This window comes from Microvirga flocculans ATCC BAA-817 (assembly GCF_000518665.1).
GTDB lineage: Bacteria > Pseudomonadota > Alphaproteobacteria > Rhizobiales > Beijerinckiaceae > Microvirga > Microvirga flocculans.
Genome location: NZ_JAEA01000006.1, coordinates 149,462 through 170,881, shown reverse-complemented (window position 1 = coordinate 170,881; position 21,420 = coordinate 149,462). Strand labels below are relative to the sequence as shown.

Annotated in this window: 22 protein-coding genes; 7 read left to right on the top strand and 15 right to left on the bottom strand. The window is 64.6% G+C overall.

The annotated features are described in order from the left end of the window. A complete protein-coding gene (locus L879_RS0107725; protein WP_154664133.1) occupies positions 1-483 on the top strand; it encodes a hypothetical protein in 483 nt (160 codons plus the stop codon). Positions 484-1,049: 566 nt separating this feature from the next. Here L879_RS0107725 and L879_RS0107715 read toward each other — a convergent pair. From L879_RS0107715 to L879_RS0107700, 4 genes are all read right to left on the bottom strand, one after another. After that, positions 1,050-2,072, bottom strand: a complete 1,023-nt coding sequence (locus tag L879_RS0107715; RefSeq protein WP_027315585.1) for a sensor domain-containing diguanylate cyclase — start codon at positions 2,070-2,072, stop codon at positions 1,050-1,052. A 98-nt stretch (positions 2,073-2,170) separates the two neighbouring features. Continuing rightward, positions 2,171-3,076, bottom strand: coding sequence for a recombinase family protein (locus L879_RS0107710; protein ID WP_027315584.1), 906 nt, complete (start codon positions 3,074-3,076; stop codon positions 2,171-2,173). A gap of 9 nt (positions 3,077-3,085) precedes the next feature. Beyond that, positions 3,086-4,351 carry a three-Cys-motif partner protein TcmP gene (locus L879_RS0107705; protein WP_027315583.1) on the bottom strand — a complete coding sequence of 422 codons (1,266 nt, stop codon included), beginning with the start codon at positions 4,349-4,351 and terminating at the stop codon, positions 3,086-3,088. A 23-nt stretch (positions 4,352-4,374) separates the two neighbouring features. Continuing rightward, a complete protein-coding gene (locus L879_RS0107700) occupies positions 4,375-5,160 on the bottom strand; it encodes a DUF5131 family protein (RefSeq protein ID WP_027315582.1) in 786 nt (261 codons plus the stop codon). A 444-nt stretch (positions 5,161-5,604) separates the two neighbouring features. Between L879_RS0107700 and L879_RS0107695 the strand changes: the two genes are divergently transcribed. Beyond that, entirely contained in the window at positions 5,605-6,741 is a 1,137-nt protein-coding gene (locus tag L879_RS0107695; RefSeq protein WP_051435151.1) for an RHE_PE00001 family protein, read from the top strand. 509 nt (positions 6,742-7,250) lie between these two features. On the opposite strand, the gene L879_RS24230 is transcribed toward L879_RS0107695, so the two are convergent. After that, the gene (locus L879_RS24230; protein WP_051435150.1) at positions 7,251-8,393 is read right to left on the bottom strand and encodes a sensor histidine kinase; all 1,143 of its coding nucleotides are present in this window, start codon (positions 8,391-8,393) and stop codon (positions 7,251-7,253) included. 507 nt (positions 8,394-8,900) lie between these two features. Between L879_RS24230 and L879_RS0107680 the strand changes: the two genes are divergently transcribed. Both L879_RS0107680 and L879_RS0107675 read left to right on the top strand, forming a co-directional pair. Continuing rightward, positions 8,901-10,256, top strand: a complete 1,356-nt coding sequence (locus L879_RS0107680) for a metallophosphoesterase family protein (RefSeq protein ID WP_027315579.1) — start codon at positions 8,901-8,903, stop codon at positions 10,254-10,256. Positions 10,257-10,297: 41 nt separating this feature from the next. Beyond that, a complete protein-coding gene (locus L879_RS0107675; protein WP_027315578.1) occupies positions 10,298-11,113 on the top strand; it encodes an inositol monophosphatase family protein in 816 nt (271 codons plus the stop codon). A gap of 225 nt (positions 11,114-11,338) precedes the next feature. On the opposite strand, the gene L879_RS24600 is transcribed toward L879_RS0107675, so the two are convergent. Together L879_RS24600 and L879_RS0107670 are read right to left on the bottom strand one after the other, a co-directional pair. Further along, the gene (locus L879_RS24600) at positions 11,339-11,536 is read right to left on the bottom strand and encodes a GcrA family cell cycle regulator (RefSeq protein ID WP_368086312.1); all 198 of its coding nucleotides are present in this window, start codon (positions 11,534-11,536) and stop codon (positions 11,339-11,341) included. A gap of 75 nt (positions 11,537-11,611) precedes the next feature. After that, positions 11,612-11,887, bottom strand: coding sequence for a hypothetical protein (locus tag L879_RS0107670; protein WP_051435149.1), 276 nt, complete (start codon positions 11,885-11,887; stop codon positions 11,612-11,614). A 390-nt stretch (positions 11,888-12,277) separates the two neighbouring features. Here L879_RS0107670 and L879_RS0107665 point away from each other — a divergent pair, with 390 nt between their 5' ends. Beyond that, entirely contained in the window at positions 12,278-13,018 is a 741-nt protein-coding gene (locus L879_RS0107665; protein WP_084020808.1) for a Crp/Fnr family transcriptional regulator, read from the top strand. 24 nt (positions 13,019-13,042) lie between these two features. On the opposite strand, the gene L879_RS20935 is transcribed toward L879_RS0107665, so the two are convergent. The 3 genes from L879_RS20935 to L879_RS22710 form a co-directional block, all read right to left on the bottom strand. Continuing rightward, on the bottom strand, positions 13,043-14,536 hold the full coding sequence (locus L879_RS20935) for a sensor histidine kinase (RefSeq protein ID WP_084020806.1): 1,494 nt from the start codon (positions 14,534-14,536) through the stop codon (positions 13,043-13,045). Between the two features lie 70 nt (positions 14,537-14,606). Then, positions 14,607-15,389 (bottom strand): Crp/Fnr family transcriptional regulator, encoded by a 783-nt coding sequence (locus L879_RS0107655; RefSeq protein ID WP_084020830.1) that lies wholly within the window; start codon positions 15,387-15,389, stop codon positions 14,607-14,609. A 1,080-nt stretch (positions 15,390-16,469) separates the two neighbouring features. Further along, positions 16,470-16,712 (bottom strand): DUF6894 family protein, encoded by a 243-nt coding sequence (locus tag L879_RS22710; RefSeq protein WP_051435147.1) that lies wholly within the window; start codon positions 16,710-16,712, stop codon positions 16,470-16,472. A 246-nt stretch (positions 16,713-16,958) separates the two neighbouring features. Between L879_RS22710 and L879_RS22705 the strand changes: the two genes are divergently transcribed. Beyond that, positions 16,959-17,150, top strand: coding sequence for a NepR family anti-sigma factor (locus L879_RS22705; RefSeq protein WP_051435146.1), 192 nt, complete (start codon positions 16,959-16,961; stop codon positions 17,148-17,150). A 56-nt stretch (positions 17,151-17,206) separates the two neighbouring features. Here the strand turns inward: L879_RS22705 and L879_RS20920 are convergent, their stop codons facing one another. From L879_RS20920 to L879_RS0107620, 5 genes are all read right to left on the bottom strand, one after another. Further along, positions 17,207-18,199, bottom strand: a complete 993-nt coding sequence (locus L879_RS20920; RefSeq protein ID WP_051435145.1) for a sensor histidine kinase — start codon at positions 18,197-18,199, stop codon at positions 17,207-17,209. A 1-nt stretch (position 18,200) separates the two neighbouring features. Further along, positions 18,201-18,416: a DUF6894 family protein gene (locus L879_RS0107630; RefSeq protein WP_027315574.1), complete on the bottom strand. Its 216-nt coding sequence runs from the start codon at positions 18,414-18,416 to the stop codon at positions 18,201-18,203. 188 nt (positions 18,417-18,604) lie between these two features. After that, positions 18,605-19,312: a sigma-70 family RNA polymerase sigma factor gene (locus tag L879_RS0107625; RefSeq protein ID WP_027315573.1), complete on the bottom strand. Its 708-nt coding sequence runs from the start codon at positions 19,310-19,312 to the stop codon at positions 18,605-18,607. A gap of 725 nt (positions 19,313-20,037) precedes the next feature. Further along, positions 20,038-20,187, bottom strand: coding sequence for a DUF1127 domain-containing protein (locus tag L879_RS23170; protein ID WP_084020804.1), 150 nt, complete (start codon positions 20,185-20,187; stop codon positions 20,038-20,040). 245 nt (positions 20,188-20,432) lie between these two features. Next, positions 20,433-20,747: a hypothetical protein gene (locus L879_RS0107620; protein WP_035458972.1), complete on the bottom strand. Its 315-nt coding sequence runs from the start codon at positions 20,745-20,747 to the stop codon at positions 20,433-20,435. A 334-nt stretch (positions 20,748-21,081) separates the two neighbouring features. Between L879_RS0107620 and L879_RS0107615 the strand changes: the two genes are divergently transcribed. After that, on the top strand, positions 21,082-21,261 hold the full coding sequence (locus tag L879_RS0107615; RefSeq protein WP_027315571.1) for a con-10 family general stress protein: 180 nt from the start codon (positions 21,082-21,084) through the stop codon (positions 21,259-21,261). Positions 21,262-21,420 lie beyond the last annotated feature (159 nt).

The following is a 21,420-nucleotide window of genomic DNA, read 5'->3' as shown; positions in this document are numbered from 1 at the left end:
ATGAGCCGCAGCGAGTCACCTGAGGAGAAACAGCGCCGGGTCCTGGAGGCATTCCGGGCCAAGGTCGAGATCCTGGAAGGTTGGGCGGCAGAAGGGGTGCCGGAGGGACGCGAAGTTCCCAAGACCCATGCGGCGCTGCGCCGTTGGGGAGGGCCCGACGGGAGCCTCGCCCAGTGGTCCGACCCCCTGATCGACCGGCCGAACGTCGGGAAGTATCCGGATCTCACCGAACGGTACCAACAGGCGCTACGAAACATCGAGCTGCGGTTGAGGAAGTCCAAGCGCGGGCGGCTGGGCGACCTCGAGGCCGCGCTGGCGGTCCTGCGGCGCGAGAACGATGCCCTTCGGGTCCAGAACGCCTCCTTGATCGGCCTCCTCGACCAGCGTGAACGCCGGATCGTTCTCCTAGAGGACTTGGCGAAAGCCCATAAATTACCGGTCCCGCCGCCTGTCGGGTCGACGTCGACCAAGTCCCCTCGATAAGCCTAGGGTCGACAGCGTAGCGGCGGAGGCGGCGCGAAACGTCGAAACGAAGAAGCTTTGGAGCAACGGCGGTCGATCTTGCGGGTGAGCCGCCGAAACAGAACCTCCGTTACGGCAAGGTAAGGTCGTGCCGACACACTCTCAAACTAGGGGACGCCCCTGAACACGTTGATCACGCCGGCTTCGCGATCCGAGACGTGGGGAGCGGCTCCGACTGCCGACCCGCTCGCGGCGATGCCGGAGCTGACCGACGAGGTTGAGCGGCCGACCATGTTGTTCGTCTCGGCAGAGCGCTGAGCACACGCGACGACGCCGGCACGACCGGAGCTCGGGGAGCCACCTGGATCGGCCGGCGTCGTGGCCTCGAGATCGCGGCAGTCCAGCGGACAAGCCGGGAGAGACCGAAGGTTAGGGTACGCTGACCTCAGCTAAAGAAAAGCTCTCCGGAAGGGTGAGAGGGCGCACCGCTTCATTCCCCCGGCTGCGCAACTCGGGCCAGCTTCGCCTCCGGGACGAGCTTAGTCGCGCCAAGCTGGTTCGAACGGCCGACGCTCCAGGAGGGCGTGTCAAGACGCGCGGGCGCTCATACAATAGCGGTCGCGGCCGGAGTGCTTGGCCCGGTACAGTGCTGCGTCCGCCTGGGAGAGGAGAGTGTCCGGATCGGACAGGGCAGCAGGTGGCGCAGTGGCAATGCCAATGCTGGCAGTCATCAGCCCTCCGATCCCCTCAGGGTGCGAGATCGCCGCGCTCACGAGCGCCTGTCGGACCCTGCCGGCGACCTCGACGGCTCCCGCCGCATCGGTGTCGGGCAGGATCAGCGCGAACTCCTCGCCGCCATAGCGGGCGGCGACGTCATCCGGCCGGCGAGACGCCGCGCCGAGGATGGTGCCGAAGCGGCGCAGCGCATCATCGCCCGCCTGATGCCCGAGCGTGTCGTTGAGGCGCTTGAAATGATCCAAGTCGAGAAGCAGCAGGGACAGCGGTGTTCGTGTCCGCCGGGCCCGGCGGACCGCCCGGTCGAGCGCCGCGTCGAAGCCGCGCCGGTTCACGAGGCCCGTCAGCGGACATGTCTCGGCGAGGCGGGCAAGCTCGCGGTTGCGCCGGAACAGCTCCAGTTCGTCCATAGCGATGGCCGCGAGATCGCTCAGAGGCTCAAGGTCGACCGCAGAGGAATCCTGCGCCTCCCGCTTGAGCACGCAGAGCGAGGCCACCGCCGCACCGTCCTCGGTCAACAGCGGAACCCCGGCGTAGAAGCGGAAGGGGAGATGAGGGACGATCGGGTGTCCTTGGAGCCGCGGGTCAGACTGCATGTCGCCGAAAACGAGCGGTCGACCGGACGCGATCACGATCTGGCAGACGCTCTTGTCCCGCTCGATCCAGGGACCGACGCCGTCGGCGCTCACGGACTTCATCCATTGGTACCGGTCGTCGACGAAGCCGAGGAAGGCGACATCCGCGCCGTAGAACCGGGCGGCAAGGCGCGTCAGCCGGTCAAAGCGCTCGTCCTTGAGCGTGTCCAAGATCCCGCAGGAGAAGAGAAACTCGAGCCGTGCTGCCTCGTTGACCGGCGGCGGGGGTACGACGAACATCCAAACTCCTCAAGAGGCCTGGCTCCAAGCGAACCGGTCCTGGTATTCCAAAGCGGCGGGCTTTCCTAGTTCCTGGATTCATGCAGAGGCAAGGGCCCTCACAGAGGAGGGGGCGCAAGCCCGTGCTTCCTCGCCAGGTCGAGCTGCTTCTTCACCGACGACGCTGACCACTGGCGGCCGCCGCGAGGGGTCCGCTCGTGCATGCGCTCCAGCTGCGCTGCAATCTCGCGGAGGGAGAGGGTCGGATCGGCCATGGCGATGCCGGCCACGAGGTTCATGAGGCGGTGCTGCGGGCCCTTGCGGGAGGCGGGCTTGAGCAGGGCGGGGTCGGCCATGTGCTGGGACACCATCTTGCCGACAGCACGCCGCAGCCGGTCAACCGTCCATGACTGGCCGGCGGCCTTGAGGGCGTGCACCACGTCCTCCCAGGGATGGTGCGGCCGCATCCGGCGCACGGTGGGCATCCACTGGTCCGACGTGGCGACGAGCTGGTCGATGTAGACCTTCTCGCGGGCGAGGGCGATCTTGCGGATGGCTTCCGGCCGGCGCTCGCGCATGCCGGGGTTGCCGGGCAGGCGGCCGCGCGCCTTGGCGGCCGCGATCCCGGCCTTGGTACGCTCCGCGATCAGCGAACGCTCGAGCTGCGCGACCGCACCGAGCACCTGCAGGGAGAACATGCCCTGCGGCGTCGAGGTGTCGATCGGATCGTGCAGGGAGCGGAAATGCGCCCTTTTGGCCTCAAGGGTCTCGATCACCTCGAGGAGGTGGCTCACCGAGCGCGCCAAGCGGTCCAGGCGCACCACGACCAAGACCTCGCCCGGCTTGATGTCGCGGATCAGGCGCGCCAGCACGGGGCGGGCCCTGCTCGCGCCTGAGCCGTGCTCCTGGTGGATCACCTCGCAGCCGGCGGCGCGCAGTTCGTCGAGTTGGGCATCGTGCGCCTGGTCCTCCGTGGAAACGCGGGCGTAGCCGATGAGGCGGGGCTTTGGAGCGGGAGGACGCATACTTTACGTCTACACAGTCTGGGACCGGGATTTTGACGCACTCAAGAACACTGGGAAGAAACTGCGCTGCGTCTTTATCTTGATGACGTCGGCAGGAGGAATGGTATTGGCCTTGCGACGCTCGCCTCCTGCCGGCGTAATGACTTCGATGTCTGGATTTTCAATGATTGCGGAATGCACATCATCCGTATGAGCAGGCGTGATATTGTATATACTTCTATAGAAGTCCTCGACGCTCATGACATCGCCCGACTCCATCACAAGGCGCGGAATATCTTCGAGAAGCTGGGTCTTTGCCGCGCTGCGCCCAGAGACGTCGAAAAGGTAAAGTCGGCCATCATCATGTGACGGATCATAGGACAGCATGTTGAGCCCCGACCTACCGAAGTGCGCCTGAGCACTGCTGTTGTTATGGAGGATGTCGTTGTAGACCTGCCGCGCGCGTGTTCTATTGGCGAAGTGGATAAGCCAGTATCGCCAGCCGTCTGGATTGTTGATGGAAAACGGGCTGACGAACGGTGCGCATAGTCGAAAGGCATCGAAGACGATCCGCTCGGCTGCTCCTAGCCATTCTTTGCGGCTCATCACGCCGTCGAGGGCGTCCAGGTCGGTGTCGCGAAGTCCAACGTGTTCGAGTTGGGAACGCAGTTGTTTGGGATTTGCCTTTTTCAGGAAGGCCAGAAGAGAGGTGATTACGAACGTGTAGAAGATCTCAGCGGCCTGGTAGGTGCGCATGATATCTAAGATCGTATCGCGGTCTACGTGGCTGTGCCCGCATTGGTCGAGGTTGAATAAAACGTTGTGGTAACGCCCCTGTGCCAACAAGGCCTTGATCTTCGGATAGGCTCCCTCAAACGGATCGTTGAGATACTGGATTTCCAAATGCAGCTTCGGCAGAGTCCTAGCCACCTCTGCCTGCATCGGGCCAACGTGCGTCTTGAGCAGTTCGATCGCATCTCGACTGGCGTCGTTAAGGATCAGAAGGCACTCAATCTCGATGGTGCCGAGACCCTGCACGGCGCGCCGCGTGTTCACGGCCTCTGTGGCGCGCTTCAACTCCTCGATGAAGATCAGCGGTGAGCCAGGCGTTCCGCATTGGTATCGGCCGCCGCCGGCAAACCCGTCAACAATAGCAAGCCGAAATCGTTCCTGCTGCGGCAACCGGCAGCGGACATCCATATATTGGAAGACGTATTCCCGCAGGATCTTATGTTTGCGGTGGGAATGGTCTTCCAGCACAGCGCCGTCGGCCCATTCATAGTTTTTTCCGACCACTCTGCTGCCCCTTTCGACCGACCTTAAAGCGCTGAGACCTGTGGAGGCGCGGGCATCTCGTCCCAGGTTCTCCCCCGATACTCGCGGCCGTTGGCCTTTTTAGACCGCCGCTTGTTATCTTTGCCCCACGTACCCCATTGCTTGAAGAAGAACGCAGTTCCGGCCCTGAGGCACTGCCCGTGGATCTCGTCGATCCATTCTTCGCGGATAGGCCGAGCCGACTTGCCGCTTTCGCCGCCAACGATCGCCCAGTGGATGCCCCGGAAGTCGACTTTCCCGACCGGGCCAATCAAGGGTTCAAACGAAATGAAGCGAATGGCCGCAGGGGCAGCGCGCAGGTGGTTTACTCGGCCAACGACCTCTGCGTCTTCGACACTTGTTCCTAACCAGACATTGGGGAGGATATCTGTGATCTGAGTTGAAACGAGCTTCGCCATCCGCTCTGGGCGCTTGGTCAAGATTTGGTAATTGTGATGCGGTGTCTGGCGCATCACCTCCCATACGTCCCGGATAAACCCGTCGCTGACTCGATCATGGAAGAGGTCGCTCATCGAGTTTACAAAGATCTTCCGGGGCTTCTTCCACCGGAGCGGAATTGAGAGGGCTTCGCGATCTTCGCGCACAACCCCGTTCCAGACAGTCCTCTTCCCGGACCTACGGGTCAGGCCCTTATACTTCTCGATCCCCATGGCTTCGAGGCGTTTGGCCATTTCCATGGCGTAGCAATGCGTACAGCCCGCCGTCAGGATCGAACATCCCGTGACGGGATTCCACGTGGCGTCGGTCCACTCAATTTGGGTTTCTGCCATCTTCTTCCCCGAGGCTAGGCGTTCCCGCCATTCTCGCTTTTAATCCTATTCGCATGAGACCGCCACTCTGTCAGACGCGCTCCCAGCATGGTGGCCTAGAGCCTCTTGTACACTTTCGCCGGTGATGAGCAACTGGCCAGTTGGAAACCCGATTGAAGCCCTCCGCACCACTGGACCATGATGGGTTGCCAGAAGGGCAAAGGCCCCGGGCCGAAGCTGGAGCCTTCGAAACCCCTGCATTTGCGGGGGAAACCGCCCTTTCGGCGGCTCGCTTCCGCGGGGAAGGACTATTTGCGCGGCGGCGCCCCAATCCGGGGTGGCCCGACCCCGCCGTCAAGCATGCGCCAAATATATGCGCCACAGCGTAGCAAATTCTTGCTTAACTTCGAATTCTTGCTGTATCCTCTTGTTAAATCAGCGAGTTAGCTTGTTGGGGGGCGGGGCATGTTCGAGCGCCAGGGGCACTACGATGAAGACTTCGCGCGGCTCGTGCCGAGGACCTACGACCTGCCGGAACTGCCGTGGTCTCTGGCTGGGCGTCTCGAGCGGACCGCAGTCGCCGTCATGCACCTCGACGCGCGGCTGGCGGCATCCGGCTTGGCGGCGGGGTGGCAGTCCCGCTGCGACATGGTCGAGGCGACCCGCGTCCTTATCCTCGACGGCCACTTCGTGGATATCGGCGACGTGGTGCTGCACGACGCCGGCATGGACGTGCGCAGCCCGACCCACGAGCTCACGCGCGCCGCGGCCGCCCTTAGGGCCCGGCGCACGGCGCTTGCCCGCAAAGCGCCATGGCCTCTGTCGATCGACGGCTTGGCCGCCTTGCGCGGGCTGACGCCCGGCTCTGGAGAGGTCGAGCCGCTGGTGAAGGGCAAGGTGGGCGAGACCGACGAGGAGCCGGACGACGATGATCCTCTGGCAAGCCACTTCGCCGAGATCGACGCAATCCTGGCGCGCACCAGCAAGACGCTGGCCGGCGAGACGCCGATTCCGAAGCGCCGCTCGCACCTGGTCTATGACCCGGAGGTCGACGAGGCGGAGAACGAGGATCTCTGGCTCGACGTGGTCAAGCGTACTGAAAAGTGGCCTGCGATCGCGGCGGCCGCTGTCGCTTGGGACGCTTGGACGGCGCTCGGCATGTACCCCCGCCAGCCCTGGCTCGGCCTCATCATGGCCGGATCCATCCTGCGGGCAAGAGGGTTGACCACACACCTTCTGCCGCTCGTCTCCGGCTACAAGGCATCGCGCTATCGCCTCCAGGGCAGGGAAGGGGGCGTCGAGAAGGTGGAGGCGTTCGCCCGGATCGTCGACGAGGCCGTGGCCCAGAGCGAGAAGGACCTGCAGCGCCTCACACTTGCGCGCGAGGCCATGATGCGCCGGGTGAAGGACTGCCGCAGCAACTCGCGCTTGCCGCAGCTCATCGACCTGTTCCTGTCCCGGCCGCTCGTATCCGTGGCGATTGCGTCGAAGCTGATCGGTGTTACGCCGAAGGCGGTCGATCTCATGTTGGCGCAGCTCGGCGGGGCCCTGCCGAGGGAGCTTACGGGGCGTCGGCGTTACCGGGCGTGGGGCATCGTCTAAGGAATGCCAGACCACAGACTGCCCATCCCGACCTGGCACTAGGGGCAGGGACCGACTGCTAGACAGAACTGCGTATGGCCACGCTTAACGCCTCAGATCGACCCAACTCGGACACTGCGCCGGCTAGGTCGCAACTTCCGCAGTTGGCCGCTTGCAGGCCGGCCGGCATTTCGCAGAGCAATGAGGAAATCTGTCACTCATCCGGGCTGCGCCGGCTTGCTCTCTGAACTTTCAAATCGGTCAATTCTCAGACCGGCACGAGACCGCAACGGAAGCATCCCTCTTCCGGCGCTCGGTACCGTCGTATCCCCTAAAAAGCCCAGTCATGATGGCAGCCACGGCGCCACCACCCGGAACATCAAGCGAGAAACCGCCCTCGCGCATCAGAAGTTGCAGACAGGAGACAGTGACTTCCAGCGCGAACTTCGGATCCCGCGCAATGATCGAGGCACCCCCTGCGATCGAACAGGAACGGCCGGAGCCATAGCAGACCGCCGCGTCTTCTCCTATCAGCTCGTCAGAGGGGCATCGACTGAACAGACGATCCCAGCCGGAGCGAATTCGATCCGGACGATGCCGTCAAGGTCCTGCGCCAGGCTCCTCTCGATGAGACGGGTCCCGAACCCGCGCCGTTTTGGTTTCTGGACCGGCGGCCCCTTCACCTCGGTCCAGGTTAACTGCAAGCGTCCTGGAGGAGCTTCGCCGTCCAGCGTCCAGTGCACGGCGACCTGCCCGGCACCGTTGGAGAGGGCGCCGTACTTCACCGCATTGGTCGCCAGCTCCTGGAGGGCCATGGCGAGGGCAAGGGCCATCCGTGGCGGGACTGGGACCGACGGTCCTTGGAGGTGAATGCGATTTTGCGCTCGGTCACGGTAGGGCTCGATGGCCTGCCTGACGATCTCGCGAAGATCCACAGACGCCCAACTCTGGACCGTGAGGACGTCGTGGACCTTGGAGAGGGCAAGGAGGCGGCCCTCGATAGCGGTCGACGCGTGATCGACGGTCGGTGCAGTCCGTAGCGTTTGCGAGGCAATGGACTGGACTGTGGCGAGGGTATTCTTCACCCGATGGTTCAACTCTCCGATGAGAAGGTCTTTGTCCCTTAATGCCCTCCGCAGTTCCTCGACGACGCGCAACCGCTCGATGGCAGCGCCAAGGAGATTGGCGTAGGTCTGAAGAAACTCGACGTCCGACTGGGTGAAGTTCCGTTGCTTCCGGCTGTCCACCTGAAGGACCCCGAAGGGCGGGCGTCCATTGCTGCTCAGGATCAGCACGTTCACGAAAGCCTTCACCCCATGGTCTTTCATGAAATCGTGGTACTCGAACCGCTTCTCCCGTTCGATGTCGGGTGAGATGACTGCCCCGTCCTTGAGGGTCAGCCCCTCCGGTGAGTTTTCGTCCGCCGTGACGGTCACTTCGCCAACGACGCCTGGCTTCCAGCCGACGCCCGCCCGGACTTTCATGGTCATGCTGTCGGGGTGGAGTTCCACGACCTTGGCGAGGTCGGTGCTGAGGCCGCGCCCGACGAGATGGCAGGCTTGGTTCAGGATGTCATCCAGGTTCTCGGCCTTGAGTGCAAAGCCCCCGAACTCAGCCAGGGCGCGCTGCTGCTCCAGCAGCTCGTCGCGACTTGCGCTTGGTTGATCCACCATCTGGGTACGCACTCCAAGCCTAACATAGGTTACCCCGGACAATTACCAACGTTGTTTCGAGGTTCCGGCAAGGCGGGCTCCTGTGCTTACGGAGACGGCTACCCAGGTTGGCGCGTCAGGGTTTGTTCAACCCCGGCTCCGGCTCCTTCAGGGGGGGCTTGAACAGGGGAGCATTACCGGCACTGCATGTGCCGAACCCGGCCAGCAGGTGTCAACATCCGCTATGTTCAGGGTCACGACACTCGCCATCCAGGCTGAGGGCCACGGCCGCGAGCTGGCCATCTGCGAGGACAAGGTTGCCACTGGCGTCGTGGCGATCGATGAGCACGCGCAGGGGCTGGAACGATATGGCGAGGGGGGCATGGCCTCTTTGGTCGTATCGTTCGAATACAGATGCACACGAGTGGGATCCGTTTGTGTGGCATGGTCCTCATATGCGGTCGCGGCTGTTTTCAAATCATGTAACGTGAGGCATATGTTTGCCTTCACCTCTGGACCTTAGCCGAAATGCCACGGGACGAAATCCCAGCCCTATTGCCGCGCACCCGAGGCCACCAGTTCGTCCTCTATGGCGACGCATGCTCCGGCGTTCCCGGCGCTCTGCATGAAACGACGTTCGCCTCCGTCAACGTGGTGATCCGGCGGCTGCAGCCGCAGCCGGAGTTCATCCTCTTCCCTGGTGACGAGGTCATCGGTCTCACGGCCGACGCCGGTTCGCTGTGGGCGCAATGGCGGCATTGGCTCGACCACGAGATGAGCTGGCTCGATCGGCAAAAGATCCCGCTCTGGCACACCACCGGGAACCATACGACGTACGACACGATGAGCGAGGTCGTGTTCCGAGAGGTGCTCGACCTGCCCCGGAACGGACCGCCGGGGCAGGAGGGGCTGTCCTACTGGGTGCGGCGCGGCGACCTGCTGCTGGTCTTCGTCCATACCCTCTGGACTGGACTGGGAGGAGAGGGCCACGTCGAGACCGAGTGGCTGGAGAGCGTGCTGCGCCAGCATGCGGACGCTCGGCACAAGCTCGTTCTGGGCCACCATCCAGTCTACCCGGTCAATGGCTTCTCCGGACCGTACCAGCGCGAGATCAGCCCGGAACACGCCGGCCGCTTTTGGGACATCCTGGTGGAGGCGGACGTGCTCGCCTACCTGTGCAGCCATATCCTGGCCTTCGACGTGCAGGTGCACCGGGGCGTGCTGCAGATCTGCACGGCAGGGGCGGGGACAGCCCATCGCATGCCGGAAGGCATCGAGTATCTCCACTGCGTCCAGGCGGCTCTCGACGATCATGGACTGCGCTACCACGTCCTCGACACGGACGGGGTCGCGCGCGAGCGCCTGGAATGGCCGATGGCACCGTTCTCCGGCGGATGCTGGCGGGACCTTGCTAGGGGAGAGGGCCCTGCACCCATCACCGGTCAACTGGGCCCGGGCCGTAGGATCGAGTTCCGCTTCCGGGGCCGGACGGCAGCCGACGCCAGTTCGGCGCAGACCATGGTCACGGCTTTCTCGCCTGGGAGCATCGCTCCGGTATGGATCGGGTTGCAGGGACCGCGGCAGATCCTGACCCTGATCATGGGACGTGAGCCAGGCCGTAGCCCGCACTACTGGATCGGTCCTAGCATTCCAGCCGGGGAGGAATTCGACATTCATCTCGTGATCAACCCCGACATGGGCCCAGGCGGCGTCCTGTATCGGCCTTGGGGCGAGGGACGATGGACGTCGCTTGCAGCCGCTTCCCCGACAGGGCTGGAGAGCCTGCATTGGCCAGACCGATGGAGCGTCGGGCACGGGCAGCATGGCGGCGGGGACCGACCCTTCGCGGGACCGGACCTGTCGGTGGCGGTCGCCATCGGATAAGGGTTCGCCGGGACGATGACAGCACCAAGGGGGAGACTTCGATGCACTCGGACATGATGGACGAGGTGGCGACAATCCTGCGCCAAGCCGCGGCCGAGGCCATCCTGCCGCGCTACCAGAAGCTGCTGGCGGGCGACGTCGAGGAGAAGACGCCCGGCGAGGTCGTGACGGTCGCCGACCGCGAGGCCGAGCAGATCATCAGCCCGCGGCTGGCGGCGCTGCTGCCCGGCTCGCGTGTCGTTGGAGAGGAAGCCGTGGCAACGAATCCGTCGCTGATGAAAGGGCTGGACGAAGGCCAAGTCTGGCTGGTCGACCCGCTCGACGGAACCGCCAACTTCGTGGCCGGCTCGTCCACCTTCTCCGTCATGGTCGCGCTCCTGCAGGATGGGCAGACGGTGGCCTCGTGGCTTCTGGATCCGGTCAGCAGTCAGTTGTCTGTCGCCTCCCGGGGCGGCGGCGCCTTCATCGACGGCGTTCAAGTCAGGACGTCGACGGCGTCGAAACTCGCCCAAGAATGCCGCGGGTCCGTGCTCACGCGATTCCTTCCGGAGGAACTGAAGGAGCAGGTGAGGGTGGGTTCGGCTGGCCTCGCAGCAGTTCTTCCCGGGGCCAAATGTGCCGGCGTCGACTACCCCGCCGTGATCAAGGGCACCCAGGATTTCCTCATGTTCTGGCGCCTGCTCCCGTGGGATCACGCGCCGGGTGCGCTCCTGGTTGCGGAAGCTGGCGGGCATGTCGCCCGCTTCGACGGGTCAGAATACAGGCCCTCCGATCAGCGGCCCGGTCTGCTCATTGGCCAAAACCGGGACGTTTGGGACGTCGCCAGGAACGCCCTTCTGGAAACGTGGGCAGAATGATCGGGCTGCTTCACCAGCGAGCAATCTGCCGACCAAATACCCGAGGGCGACGCCGCCCTGAGCCGAGCCGTATTCCTCCGGTCGGCCCCCGGCTCAGGATGAGTTGCCGGCGCCGCCATCGCCAAGGCGGCATCTCGATCATCGTCGTGGAGCGATTGTTCAGGCTCAAGGCGGCGCCTGCCGCGGGTGCCACCGCCAGCTGGCCTACGCGGTCAGAGCGTTGCGCTAGCCTTTCCTATGTGCCGGGACGTACACGAGCCGCCGGTGCCAATCGCACCAGCTCGAGCCCTCCCGCGTCGGGGCTCCGCAGCAGACGGCGCTGTGCGGATTGTCCGAGACGATGTAGCGGCACTGCCGCGTTCCAAGTTTGAGCAGCTTGGTGCGGTGGCTCGGGTCCGGCTCTCCGGCCGCAGACCCATCCACAGTTTGCGAGTCGGTCAATGTGATGCTCCTGGGACCTGCACCTGCGAGCGACGACCCGCTGCGGCATAGGCTGGCCTACTTGCGGGCGGCCATGAGGTCATGGGTAAGCACGGTGAGTTTGCCGATCAGCGATGCCATGTCGCCTGGATCGCACGACCACTGGGTCCCGATGGCTGATCCATCAGCGGACACCGAAACGACGGCGAGCGAGCGCAGCTTGCCCTCGCGGGCGAGCCGCAAATGCTCCTGCAGCAGGTCGACCATCGATGCGGTGTTCTCATCGGCGGGCGGTGTCGTGACCGGATGGAGCCGGCTCACCGACTCCCGCTGGCTCGCGTGCGTGTCGTTCATGGTGCACCCCTCAACAATTCCTGTCGCGTTGCAGCCTTCCAGTCGGCTGAGGATGCCCACTAGACATGAACCAAGTCTCAAGACCAGGTCGGCGGTTCACAATCATTGGTTCTGTCGCTTTTCGACAACACTTGTACGAAAAGCTGGGCAGTTGTTGCTTGAGCATTTCTGCAGGTTACTATCATCGTGACGCGAAGTCTTTGCGGTACAGTGTGAGACCTGCCGAGCTTCAAGATCACAGCTTCAGAAAACTTCGTACGCGACCGGCCCGGAGAGGTAGGGACGGTCTCGCTTGGTCAGGTGGCGCAACTCTGCTGTGACATATTGGCCCGAACCAGCCCCCGCCTGACGCGTTACCCGCCCAACTGAAGCTGACCTTCAAGGGCTGCCGTGACTATCCAGGGGCATACCCGAGCCGACATCACGGAGCACGGCAGGAATCGCATTCTCGCCGCGCTCCCTCAGGATATCTTGGCCGCTCTGGTGGAGCGGGCAGGCACCGTCTCGTTGGCGCGCGGGCGGATCCTGCAAGAGGTGGGCGAGCCTGTGCGGGAGGCTTTGTTCCCGCATAGCGGCGTCATCGCCCTCGTCGCGCCGATGCGCGACGGTCGCACCGTCGAAACCGCAGCCGTCGGCCCGGAGGGCTACCTTGGCTTCTGGGCTGTCCTCGGCAGCGACGACCGGGCGCTCTGCCGCGCCGTCGTTCAGGTGCCGGGGACCGCAACCCGCCTGTCGATCGACAGCCTCCTGGCGATCAGCCGAACGTACCCTCCGCTCACCGACCTGTTGCTACGGTTCAGCAAGGTGCTCCTCACGCAATCGATCCAAGCGGCCGCATGCAACGATCTCCATACGCTCGAAGCCCGTTGCGCCCGCTGTTTGCTCCACGCGCACGACCGCGTCGACCAGGACGATGGGGTCCAGATGTCCCAGGCTCGCCTCGCTCTCATGCTGGGTGTGCGCCGACAATCCTTGAGCGCGGTGACCAAATCCTTTCAGGCACGCGGCGTCGTCCGGCTGGAGCCAGGATGCATCAGGGTGCTCGACCGCTCTGGCCTCGAGGCGGCCTCCTGCGAATGCTACCGAGTCGTACGCGAGGCCTATGAGACCATCTTACCGGCTGCGGGCTAGAGGATATCCCACGTTGGCCCTCCGCTACCGCGTGAGGTTCTCGACCGGCATGGTCAGACGTACGGTCAATCCCGCTTCGTCCCAGTCCTGTTCGATGCGGGCACCAAGCTGCCCGGTCGCACCGCGATGGGCGAGCACGGTCCCAAAGCCCCGGTGGGCTGGCGGTCCCTGAACCGTTGGACCGCCACGTTCCTGCCAAGTCAGCCGGAATTGATCGCCTGGCAGGAGTCCGCCTCTGATGGCGACGTATCCTTCCGGACGCGAGAGGCTGCCGTACTTGACGGCGTTGGTCGCGAGCTCGTGGATGATGAGCGCCAGTGCGGTGCCCGCCCCGGCACCGACCGGAGCGTCGTCGCCCGCAATCGCCAGCTTGGCATCATCCGATGAACTGTCCGACGAGCTTTGGCCATCCTGCTCGTGCATGTAGGGATGGGCGAGAATACGCAGGAGACCCAGGACCGTCCGGCTCGCTGGATCGGCTTCGTTCAACGGGCTGTGCGGCTGGATGTACGCGTGCACATGCGCGAGGCTGTTCAGGCGCTGCACCAGGGCGGTCGCAAAGGGCCTGACGGCTTCGTCCTTCCGGGACGCGAGGGCCACGAGGCTTGAAACCACCGCGAAGATGTTCTTGATCCGGTGCGACAGCTCGCGGCTGATCAGCTCCCGCTGCTCCTCCGACGTCTTGAGGTCGTGGATATCCGTGCAGGTTCCAAACCAGCGCTCGATGCTTCCGTCCGGATTCCGGATCGGCAGCGCGCGGCCGAGGGTCCAACGGTACTCGCCGTCATGCCGACGCAGCCGGTACTCGATTTCATACGGCTCGCCGGTTGCGAGCGATTGCCGCCACCGCTCCCAGGCGCGGGCTTGGTCGTCAGGGTGGAACATGCCGTTCCACGCCTCGCCGTCAGTCGAGCCGTAGGGGACGCCGGTGAACTCATACCAGCGGTCGTTGTAATAATCATGGTATCCGTCCGGCCGCGCCGACCAGACCATCTGCGGCATGGTATTGAGGATCGCCTCAAGGCGCGCCCTGTCGGTCACGATCCCAGCCGGGGATTGATCCTCCCGTGAGTGAGCCCGGATCGTCCCTGCAAGATAAGGCTTGTGTGTCCGATCCCGATGATCGCTCGCTTCAGGCAAAATCACTTTCCCGGCAGCGATCACCCGGACCGCGTCATCAACCTTCGAGCGCCGCAACCGAAAGCTCTCTTGGAAACGTGCTCCCGTGCCATCGCTGAGGAGGGCGCGCACCCGGTTGCGAACCCGCTCCCGATCCTCCGGATGGACGTGGCCTAGGAGGGTACTCCCCGCCAAGGGCCAGGGATGGTCGTCGTGGCCGGATTGGCCAAGCAGGATTTCCCGGAACGCTGTGTTGCCGTCGAGAGCGTCGGCGACGGGATCGAACCACCACAAGCCCACCTCTGCTGCGTCCGCGGCCAAAGCAAGCAAGTGCCCTTCGGGAAGCGCATCGTCGCTTCCAGAGTGGAAAGGTGTCGCAGCGGATGGGTTATGGTTCATCGTGCTTGGGGCACCTGGAGCGGGGTCTCGGAAGCTGGTGGATCTAAGGGCGGTGGCGGCCTTGCGTCGCTCAGCCGTCCGGCGCGAGGAGGATGCTTTGCGGTTTGACCTCGGGCAGAACGCGGTCGAAGTGCTGCTTGACGGCGGAGTGGCATTCACAGGCCGCGCCTTCCAGGCGGGCCCGGTCCAGGATGACGATCTGGCCGCGCGCATACCGGATCAGCCCGCGCGCCCTGAGAGCCCGCGCCACCGATGTGACCGTGGTGCGCTGGACCCCGAGCATCTCGGCCAGAGCCTCCTGGGTCAGCGGGATCTCGGCGCTGTTGACCCGGTCCTGGGTCGTGAGCAGCCACCGGCAGCAGCGGGCCTCAAGCGAATGCAGCGCATTGCATGCCACCGACTGGATGATCTGGGCCAGGAGAGCGTCGGCGTACCGGCTGAACAGGTCGCGCAGGGTGGCCGAGCGTTCCTTGGCGTCCTCCAGCCGGGAGGTCTCGATCCGCAGAGCCGGGCCCGGAATCTGGACTTCGGCCCGGGTGAAGGCAGGCTTGTAGCCTGAAGACACGATACCGCCGAGGGCCCCCTCGCGGCCGACGGTTGCGGCCTCGGCAGCCCGCCCGCTCTGCATCACCACGACAAAGGACGCCATGGTGCTGGCGCAGGGAAAGTAGGTGCGCGTGACGTCGTCGCCCGGCTCGAACAGCACTTCACCTTGGTACAGGGTCACGGCTTCGAGATGCGGGTCGAGCAGCGCCCGGTCCCTGGGCTGCAGCGAGGCCAGGAGGCGGTTGCTGACCAGATGGTGCCCGACGGATGCGTTGCTCTCCGTGGGGCGGGTCAAAGGTTGTTTCATCAGGGTCCCCATCCCGTGGCCGGGGCAGTCTCGGCGCTGCCCTTCCTCGGACCCACAGGGTGCAGCGTGGCACTGTGTCAGAAAACGTCACGCTTGTCCGTCGAGTACTCGACTTAGCCAGCCGGAAATCGCATCGGATTAATGACCACTGAGGCAGATGTAAAACCATGTACGGGCTGAAGCGCTCGCCGGGTCAGATCCGGCTCGTTGAGGCCTCGTTCAGTAGGACGACACGTGGCGGCGTTCTATGAGTGGCATCTCGAATGCGGCCTGAAGCCCTTCAGGCTCAAAGGCGATCTCAACTCCTGCCGAGCATTGCTTCGGCAAGACCTCTTGCAGCAAAACCAAGCCCAAGCCCCAATGCGCCGGGGGCCGAACGAACGGGCCATCGTGCTCGCGCCGAGGCAGGCGAATCTTGCGGCCTAGAGGCGCGGCAAACACCTCCCACGCCACTGACACACCTCCCGTCCGAACGGATAGGGCTCCGTGGAGTACCGCATTACCGACAACTCGTGCAACGCCATGCTGAAGGGATGGCCAGATCAGCCGAGAGGTCGACTCGCGGTCCCGTCAAGCTGACCCGGGGATGCTTGCCACGTAAGTATGCCTTGAGCTGGGCCTTGAAGATGGTCTCCAGCGAAGCGGTCTGCCAGTAGTCCCCGCTCAATTTCGGCGTTACTCCCAACCATGAGATTGCTCGTCGACGAGGGGATCGTCCGGGCAAGCACAGCCGACAGGCTCTCCGACCTCGGCTACGCGGTGGTCGAGGCCCGCTCCCCGAGGAGGCCTGGACGCTTGTCGAGGGCGGGCTCGTGGCTGACGTGGTCATCACGGACCATCTGATGCCAGGCATGACGGGCACGGACCTCACGCGGATTCTGAAGGAGGGCGGTCCGGGACGCCGGTCCTGATCGTCTCCGGCTACGCCGAGGACGAGGGCAGCGCCCCCGACCTGCCGCGGCTGACCAAGCCCTTCCGGCAGGCCGAACAGGCCGACAGCCTGTCGAGGCTGTCCAAGGTGGTGGTGCGCTGAGCGCCGGAGCGAGCCTGCTTGGGTTTGTCCCCGTGCCGTCGGGTACCCTATGACGAGCCGTGCCAGTCGATCTTCATCGAGGCGGTCACGGTGCAGATCCGGCAGTCGTGCTCATCCCGCACCCGGATGACGACGTCTCGGGTGTCGCCCCTTGCCAGCCGGCCCGTCCCGATCTCGGCCGCCGAGCGTGCGGCCGCCTGGACGGCAGCTTCATCGCCGCCGAGTTCCGTGCCATCGTCGTCGCGCTGGAAGTCCGTCCCGTCGTGTACGTCGAAGAAGTAGCGGGCCATGGCAGTCCCTCCGGCCAGTGCATCACCCGTTGCCCGGACAGCACGGGAAAGCCGGGATCCACCTTGAGATGGATCAGCGCGGCGGTGGAGGAAGGACCAGAGTGGGGTTTCACGAGCGGTTCGGAGCCGTGCCGGACCTCCGGACTGCGCCAGGGAGCGGTAACGGACCGTTAACCATGTTCGGGAATGATCCCGGGCAAGACGCATGGCCGCTGTCGGCGGGGCGGTGTACGAGCAAGGAGCCCGATGAGTACCGAGGCAAATCCGGATCAGAAGAACACGGGTCCGCGGTTGGGACCCGATGCACGGGAGCATATCGGCTCCCACCTCCAGGCCATCTTCGCGGAGATCGAGGGACAGCCCATCCCCGACGAACAGATCGACCTGCTGCTCGCGTTGCGGCGAGCCGAGCGCGGGCTCGGGCGCAAGGAGACCTGACCGGAACGGAGCATCCGATTGTTTCGCGCCGCGGCCGGCGTGCCGTCGCCCAGTGACTACTGGACCGGCGTGTCAATCGAGCAGACGACCCCGGTCGGAGCGAAGTCGATCCGGGCCTCTCCGCCCAAGTCCTGCGCCAGGCTGCGCTCGATCAGCCGCGTGCCGAAGCCGCGGCGCCGTGGCGGCTCGACCGCAGGGCCTCCGAGCTCCCGCCACCGCAGCTTGAGACGGGGCGGTGAGCTCTGGCTGTCGACCCGCCACACAAGCTCGATCCGGCCGGAGGCACCGGACAGGGCCCCATGCTTGACCGCGTTGGTCGCCAGCTCGTGCAGCGCCATCGCCAGGTCGAGCGCGATGCGGGGCGACAGCCTCACGCCCGGTCCGCGCACATGGAGGCGGTCATGCTCCGGATCGCGGAACGGCGCCAGGGCCTGGGCGACGATCGCGCGCATATCCGCTCCCTCCCACTTCTCCTGGGTGAGCACGTCATGGGCCCGCGACAGGGCAATCATGCGCTGCTCGATCATGGCGCGCGCCTCGGGCGGCGTAGGGGCGTTGCGCAGCGTCTGCGACACGATCGACTGCACCGTGGCCAGCGTGTTCTTGACCCGGTGGTTGAGCTCGTTGACGAGCAGCTGCTGGTATTCCGCGGCACGCACCCTGGCGGTGACGTCGCTGCCCTCGATGAACATGCCGGAGACCGCCCCGTCCGCTCCGATGATCGGCTGGTACACGAAGTCGAGGAAGATCTGCTCAACGGGGCCGTCCGGTTGCCGCTGCAGCATCATCGGCATCTGGTGGCCCACGAAGGGCCTGCCGGTCGCGTAGACCTCGTCGAGCAGCTCGAAGAAGCCCTGGCCCGCAAGCTCCGGCATCGCCTCGCGCACCGCCTGCCCGATGAGCTCGCGCTCGCCGACGGTGCGCCGGAACGCGTCGTTGACCAGGGCGAAGACGTGCTCCGGTCCCCGCAGCACCGCCATGTAACCGGGAGCCTGCCGGAACAGAGCGCGCAGGTCCGCCAGCTCGGCTCTCAGTGCCTCGTCGCCCATGCTACAGCGCCGTCACATGGATGAGTGGGGCGCCCTCGTCGATGACCACGACCGTCCAGCAGCACGCCGTCCTGCTCTCATGCAGCAGGCCGCCGCGGAGCTCCGCCGCGATCTTGTCGGCGGCTCCTTGGGCGGTCGCAGGATCGGGCAGGTCGACTCCTTCCTCGTCGCAGACGAACCGATCCTTGGAGTGCAGGTGGAAGTCGTGGCGGGGCATGGTCTCCCCCATCGTCGATGAGGTGGAGCTGCAGGCAGTTCAAGAATAACGGGAAAGCTCAGCGCTTGTTCGACGCCTTCGAAACGCCTGGCATCTCCAACCCCCTCAGCGCGAGACATGCCGGCGGACGCGGCCACGTTCCACCTGTCGTAGGCTGAACTGCATCACGGACGCAGCGACGCCCCCTCTCAGGACCCGACGCGGTCGCTGGCGATGCCATCGGCGCCCGAGAGCCCCATGAGTTCTGCCAGCCGGTTCCGGGCCCGGTTCACGCGGCTTTTGATCGTGCCGACCTTCACCCCGAGAGCTTCTGCCGTTTCCTCGTAGGACAAGCCTTCCGCTCCTACGAGCAGGATGGCCTCGCGCTGCTCCTGAGGCAGTTTCGCCAAGGCCGCCTCAAGATCCTGCACGACGATCCTGTCTTCCTGGTCCGGAATCGTGATCAGCGCTGCGGCATGGGATCCATCGACATCCTCCACCTCCCGCTGGCTCTTGCGATGGGCGGAGAAGAACAGGTTGCGCAGGATGGTGAACAGCCAGGCCTGCAGGTTCGTCCCCGCCTCGAAGCTCTCCTGCCGGCTGATGGCCCTCAGGATTGTCTCCTGGACGAGGTCCTCGGCGCGATGAACATCGCGGGTGAGCGAGATGGCGAAGGAGCGGAGCGACGGAAGGCTGGCCATAATCCCGTCGACGAGCGCTTGGTCCATCGGGTGCGTGTGGGCGCGGACGACCTGGGCGACGCGGTTGGCGAGCCGGGCGAGGCTGTGGGGCAGCTTCTCGGCGGCGGGATCGCCGTACAGGGCGCGCAACTGGGTGCCGAGATGCGCCTGGATGCGGACGTCCAGGATGGGGTTTCCGGCTGGAGCGGAACGTGCGTCAGGGCTGGTTTTGTTCATTCCCAAACAGGTGTAACGAGCTGGACCGTTTTCAACCGGGATGAAATTCGCCGGAGGGACACCGGCCTTGCCCCTGCTTGGTCCTGGCTTCCGATCCACTCCGTCGCCGGGCTCATGCCCGGTAGAGGGTCAATGCCGGAGCAGTAATTTCAGCCATCCGGCTATTGCGAACCGCCGAAACGGCTCCCCACGGGTATCGAGGTCGGCCATCAGCGGTGGTGAAACGAAATCTCCAGATTAAGGATTAGCTATTAAGCTCGGCTATAGATCTACGTTCGAGGGGCAGATGGCACTGGCAACACGGGGCGCCAAGGACTGGCATGAAGCCGGGGAGACGGCACGCGACCTCGTCAGAGAATTGGAGGAAGCTAAACTTCGTCTCGGCCTCCCGTGCGCTCGGATCATGCCGGCAAGGACTTCTACCTTGGGGAGGGAAGTCGTCGTGTCGGTTCCGATCGATTGCAGCGGATGCCCGAACCCGACGGTCGCCGAAGTTGCGCTTCTCCTTGCCGTAAAGTGAGAACATCCGCCCGGTGGAAGGCTACGGCAGAACGCAGCCGGACATCCGTCTCGCTATGGCCTTCGATGTGTCATGCCTGCGTGCTCAACGTCAGGCCCATGCCGGTTGGCCTGAGGTGGGGGCAGGCACGGAGGCGCCGCTCTCTTTTCGCCTCGCCCCTTCTTCCCTTCGTTAGAGGCGCCTCTTCATCCGCCGTGCCGGGATGCTAGCGTCCCCTGCGGGCGACCTGGGCGATGTCATGCCGTGAGATCCCGATATCCGATAGTTCGCGGTCCGAGAGGGCAGAGAGTTGTCGCGCTGTCTCGCGCGAACGGCGCCACTGACGAATGCTGGAGAGAATGACGGACAGGAACATGACGCAACCTCGATAATGAACGCACACGAATTGGCCCGCGCGGCCCGCAGGCCACGAGGAAAAAGAGGCCACCGGAACGGTGGCCGAGTTCAGGGAGGAAACCCATCACGAGAGGCCGTGATGGAGGAGGGGCATCTACACCGCCTCTGGCCTCAGACAAACCCGGAGAAGGTCGGCCCTGCCATGCCGGCGGAGCATGGAACAGATGGGCGGCGTTTACCTCTCGTTTACCGCCTCCAACCGGCTCAGACGGGAACCTTGCTGACAATCGTGGCGGCGGCCTCCGGACTGAACCCAACCTCCATCAGCTCGCCTTCCAGGTCATTGAGACTGTAGGGTTCCAGCGTAATCAGGCGTCCGGCCTCCTCCCGCTCGACCAGGAGGGTGTCGCCGTCCTCTTCCTCCAGGATCCCGGGATAGTCATCGACAGATGTCGTCGTGACCCGCACCGCAGGACCCCCATCATCCTCGCGGTCCGCCTCATCGGTGCTTTGGTAGACCTTCACCGTGACCAGACGTCCCTCTACCTCGCCTTCAAAGACCGTGTTCCACTCACCCATGGAGCCCTCCTCGATGCTGAATCGGTTGGTCAGCGCAGAAGACAATCCTGAATGCATCAGGACCAAACCGCCACAGCACAAAAGCAGGATCGAGGCGCAGCGTGGCAATTTGACGGGCGCCTGCTTCACCACCGCATGATGATCGCCCCCTGACGTGGTATGGATGACGCACGTCGACCCTCGGATGTTGCTCTTACCGGAGCCCCGCCCCGCAGAAGCGCCTCTCGCCGTGGGACTAACAAGGCCAGGGCTTAGATTCGACCAAGCCAAGCTCGAACCTTTCGCGCGTATTCCGGTTTTCCGCATCTCTTCCCCTTCGGACGGAGAACAGAGCATGAGCACATCCCGACGTGGCTTCGCCTGCATGGACCCGGAGAAGCAGCGTGAGATCGCCAGCCGGGGCGGCAAGAGCGTTCCGGCGGAAAAGCGCTCGTTTTCCCAGAACCGCGACCTCGCCGCGCAAGCGGGGCGCAAGGGCGGTTTGGCCTCGCAGAACGGGGAGGGCGCACGCTAGTCCGTGGCACCGCCCTCTGCGTGCGCCAAGCCGGCCTGGGCGGAAGCGGTGCATGACCGGCCCTGATCCTGGTCGCCGCTAAATCGCCCAAATTTGGCGTATCGTCCGGCTCTTGGCCCTGCCCGGTGTTACCTCGCAACAATGCCGCTCCCAGGGCTG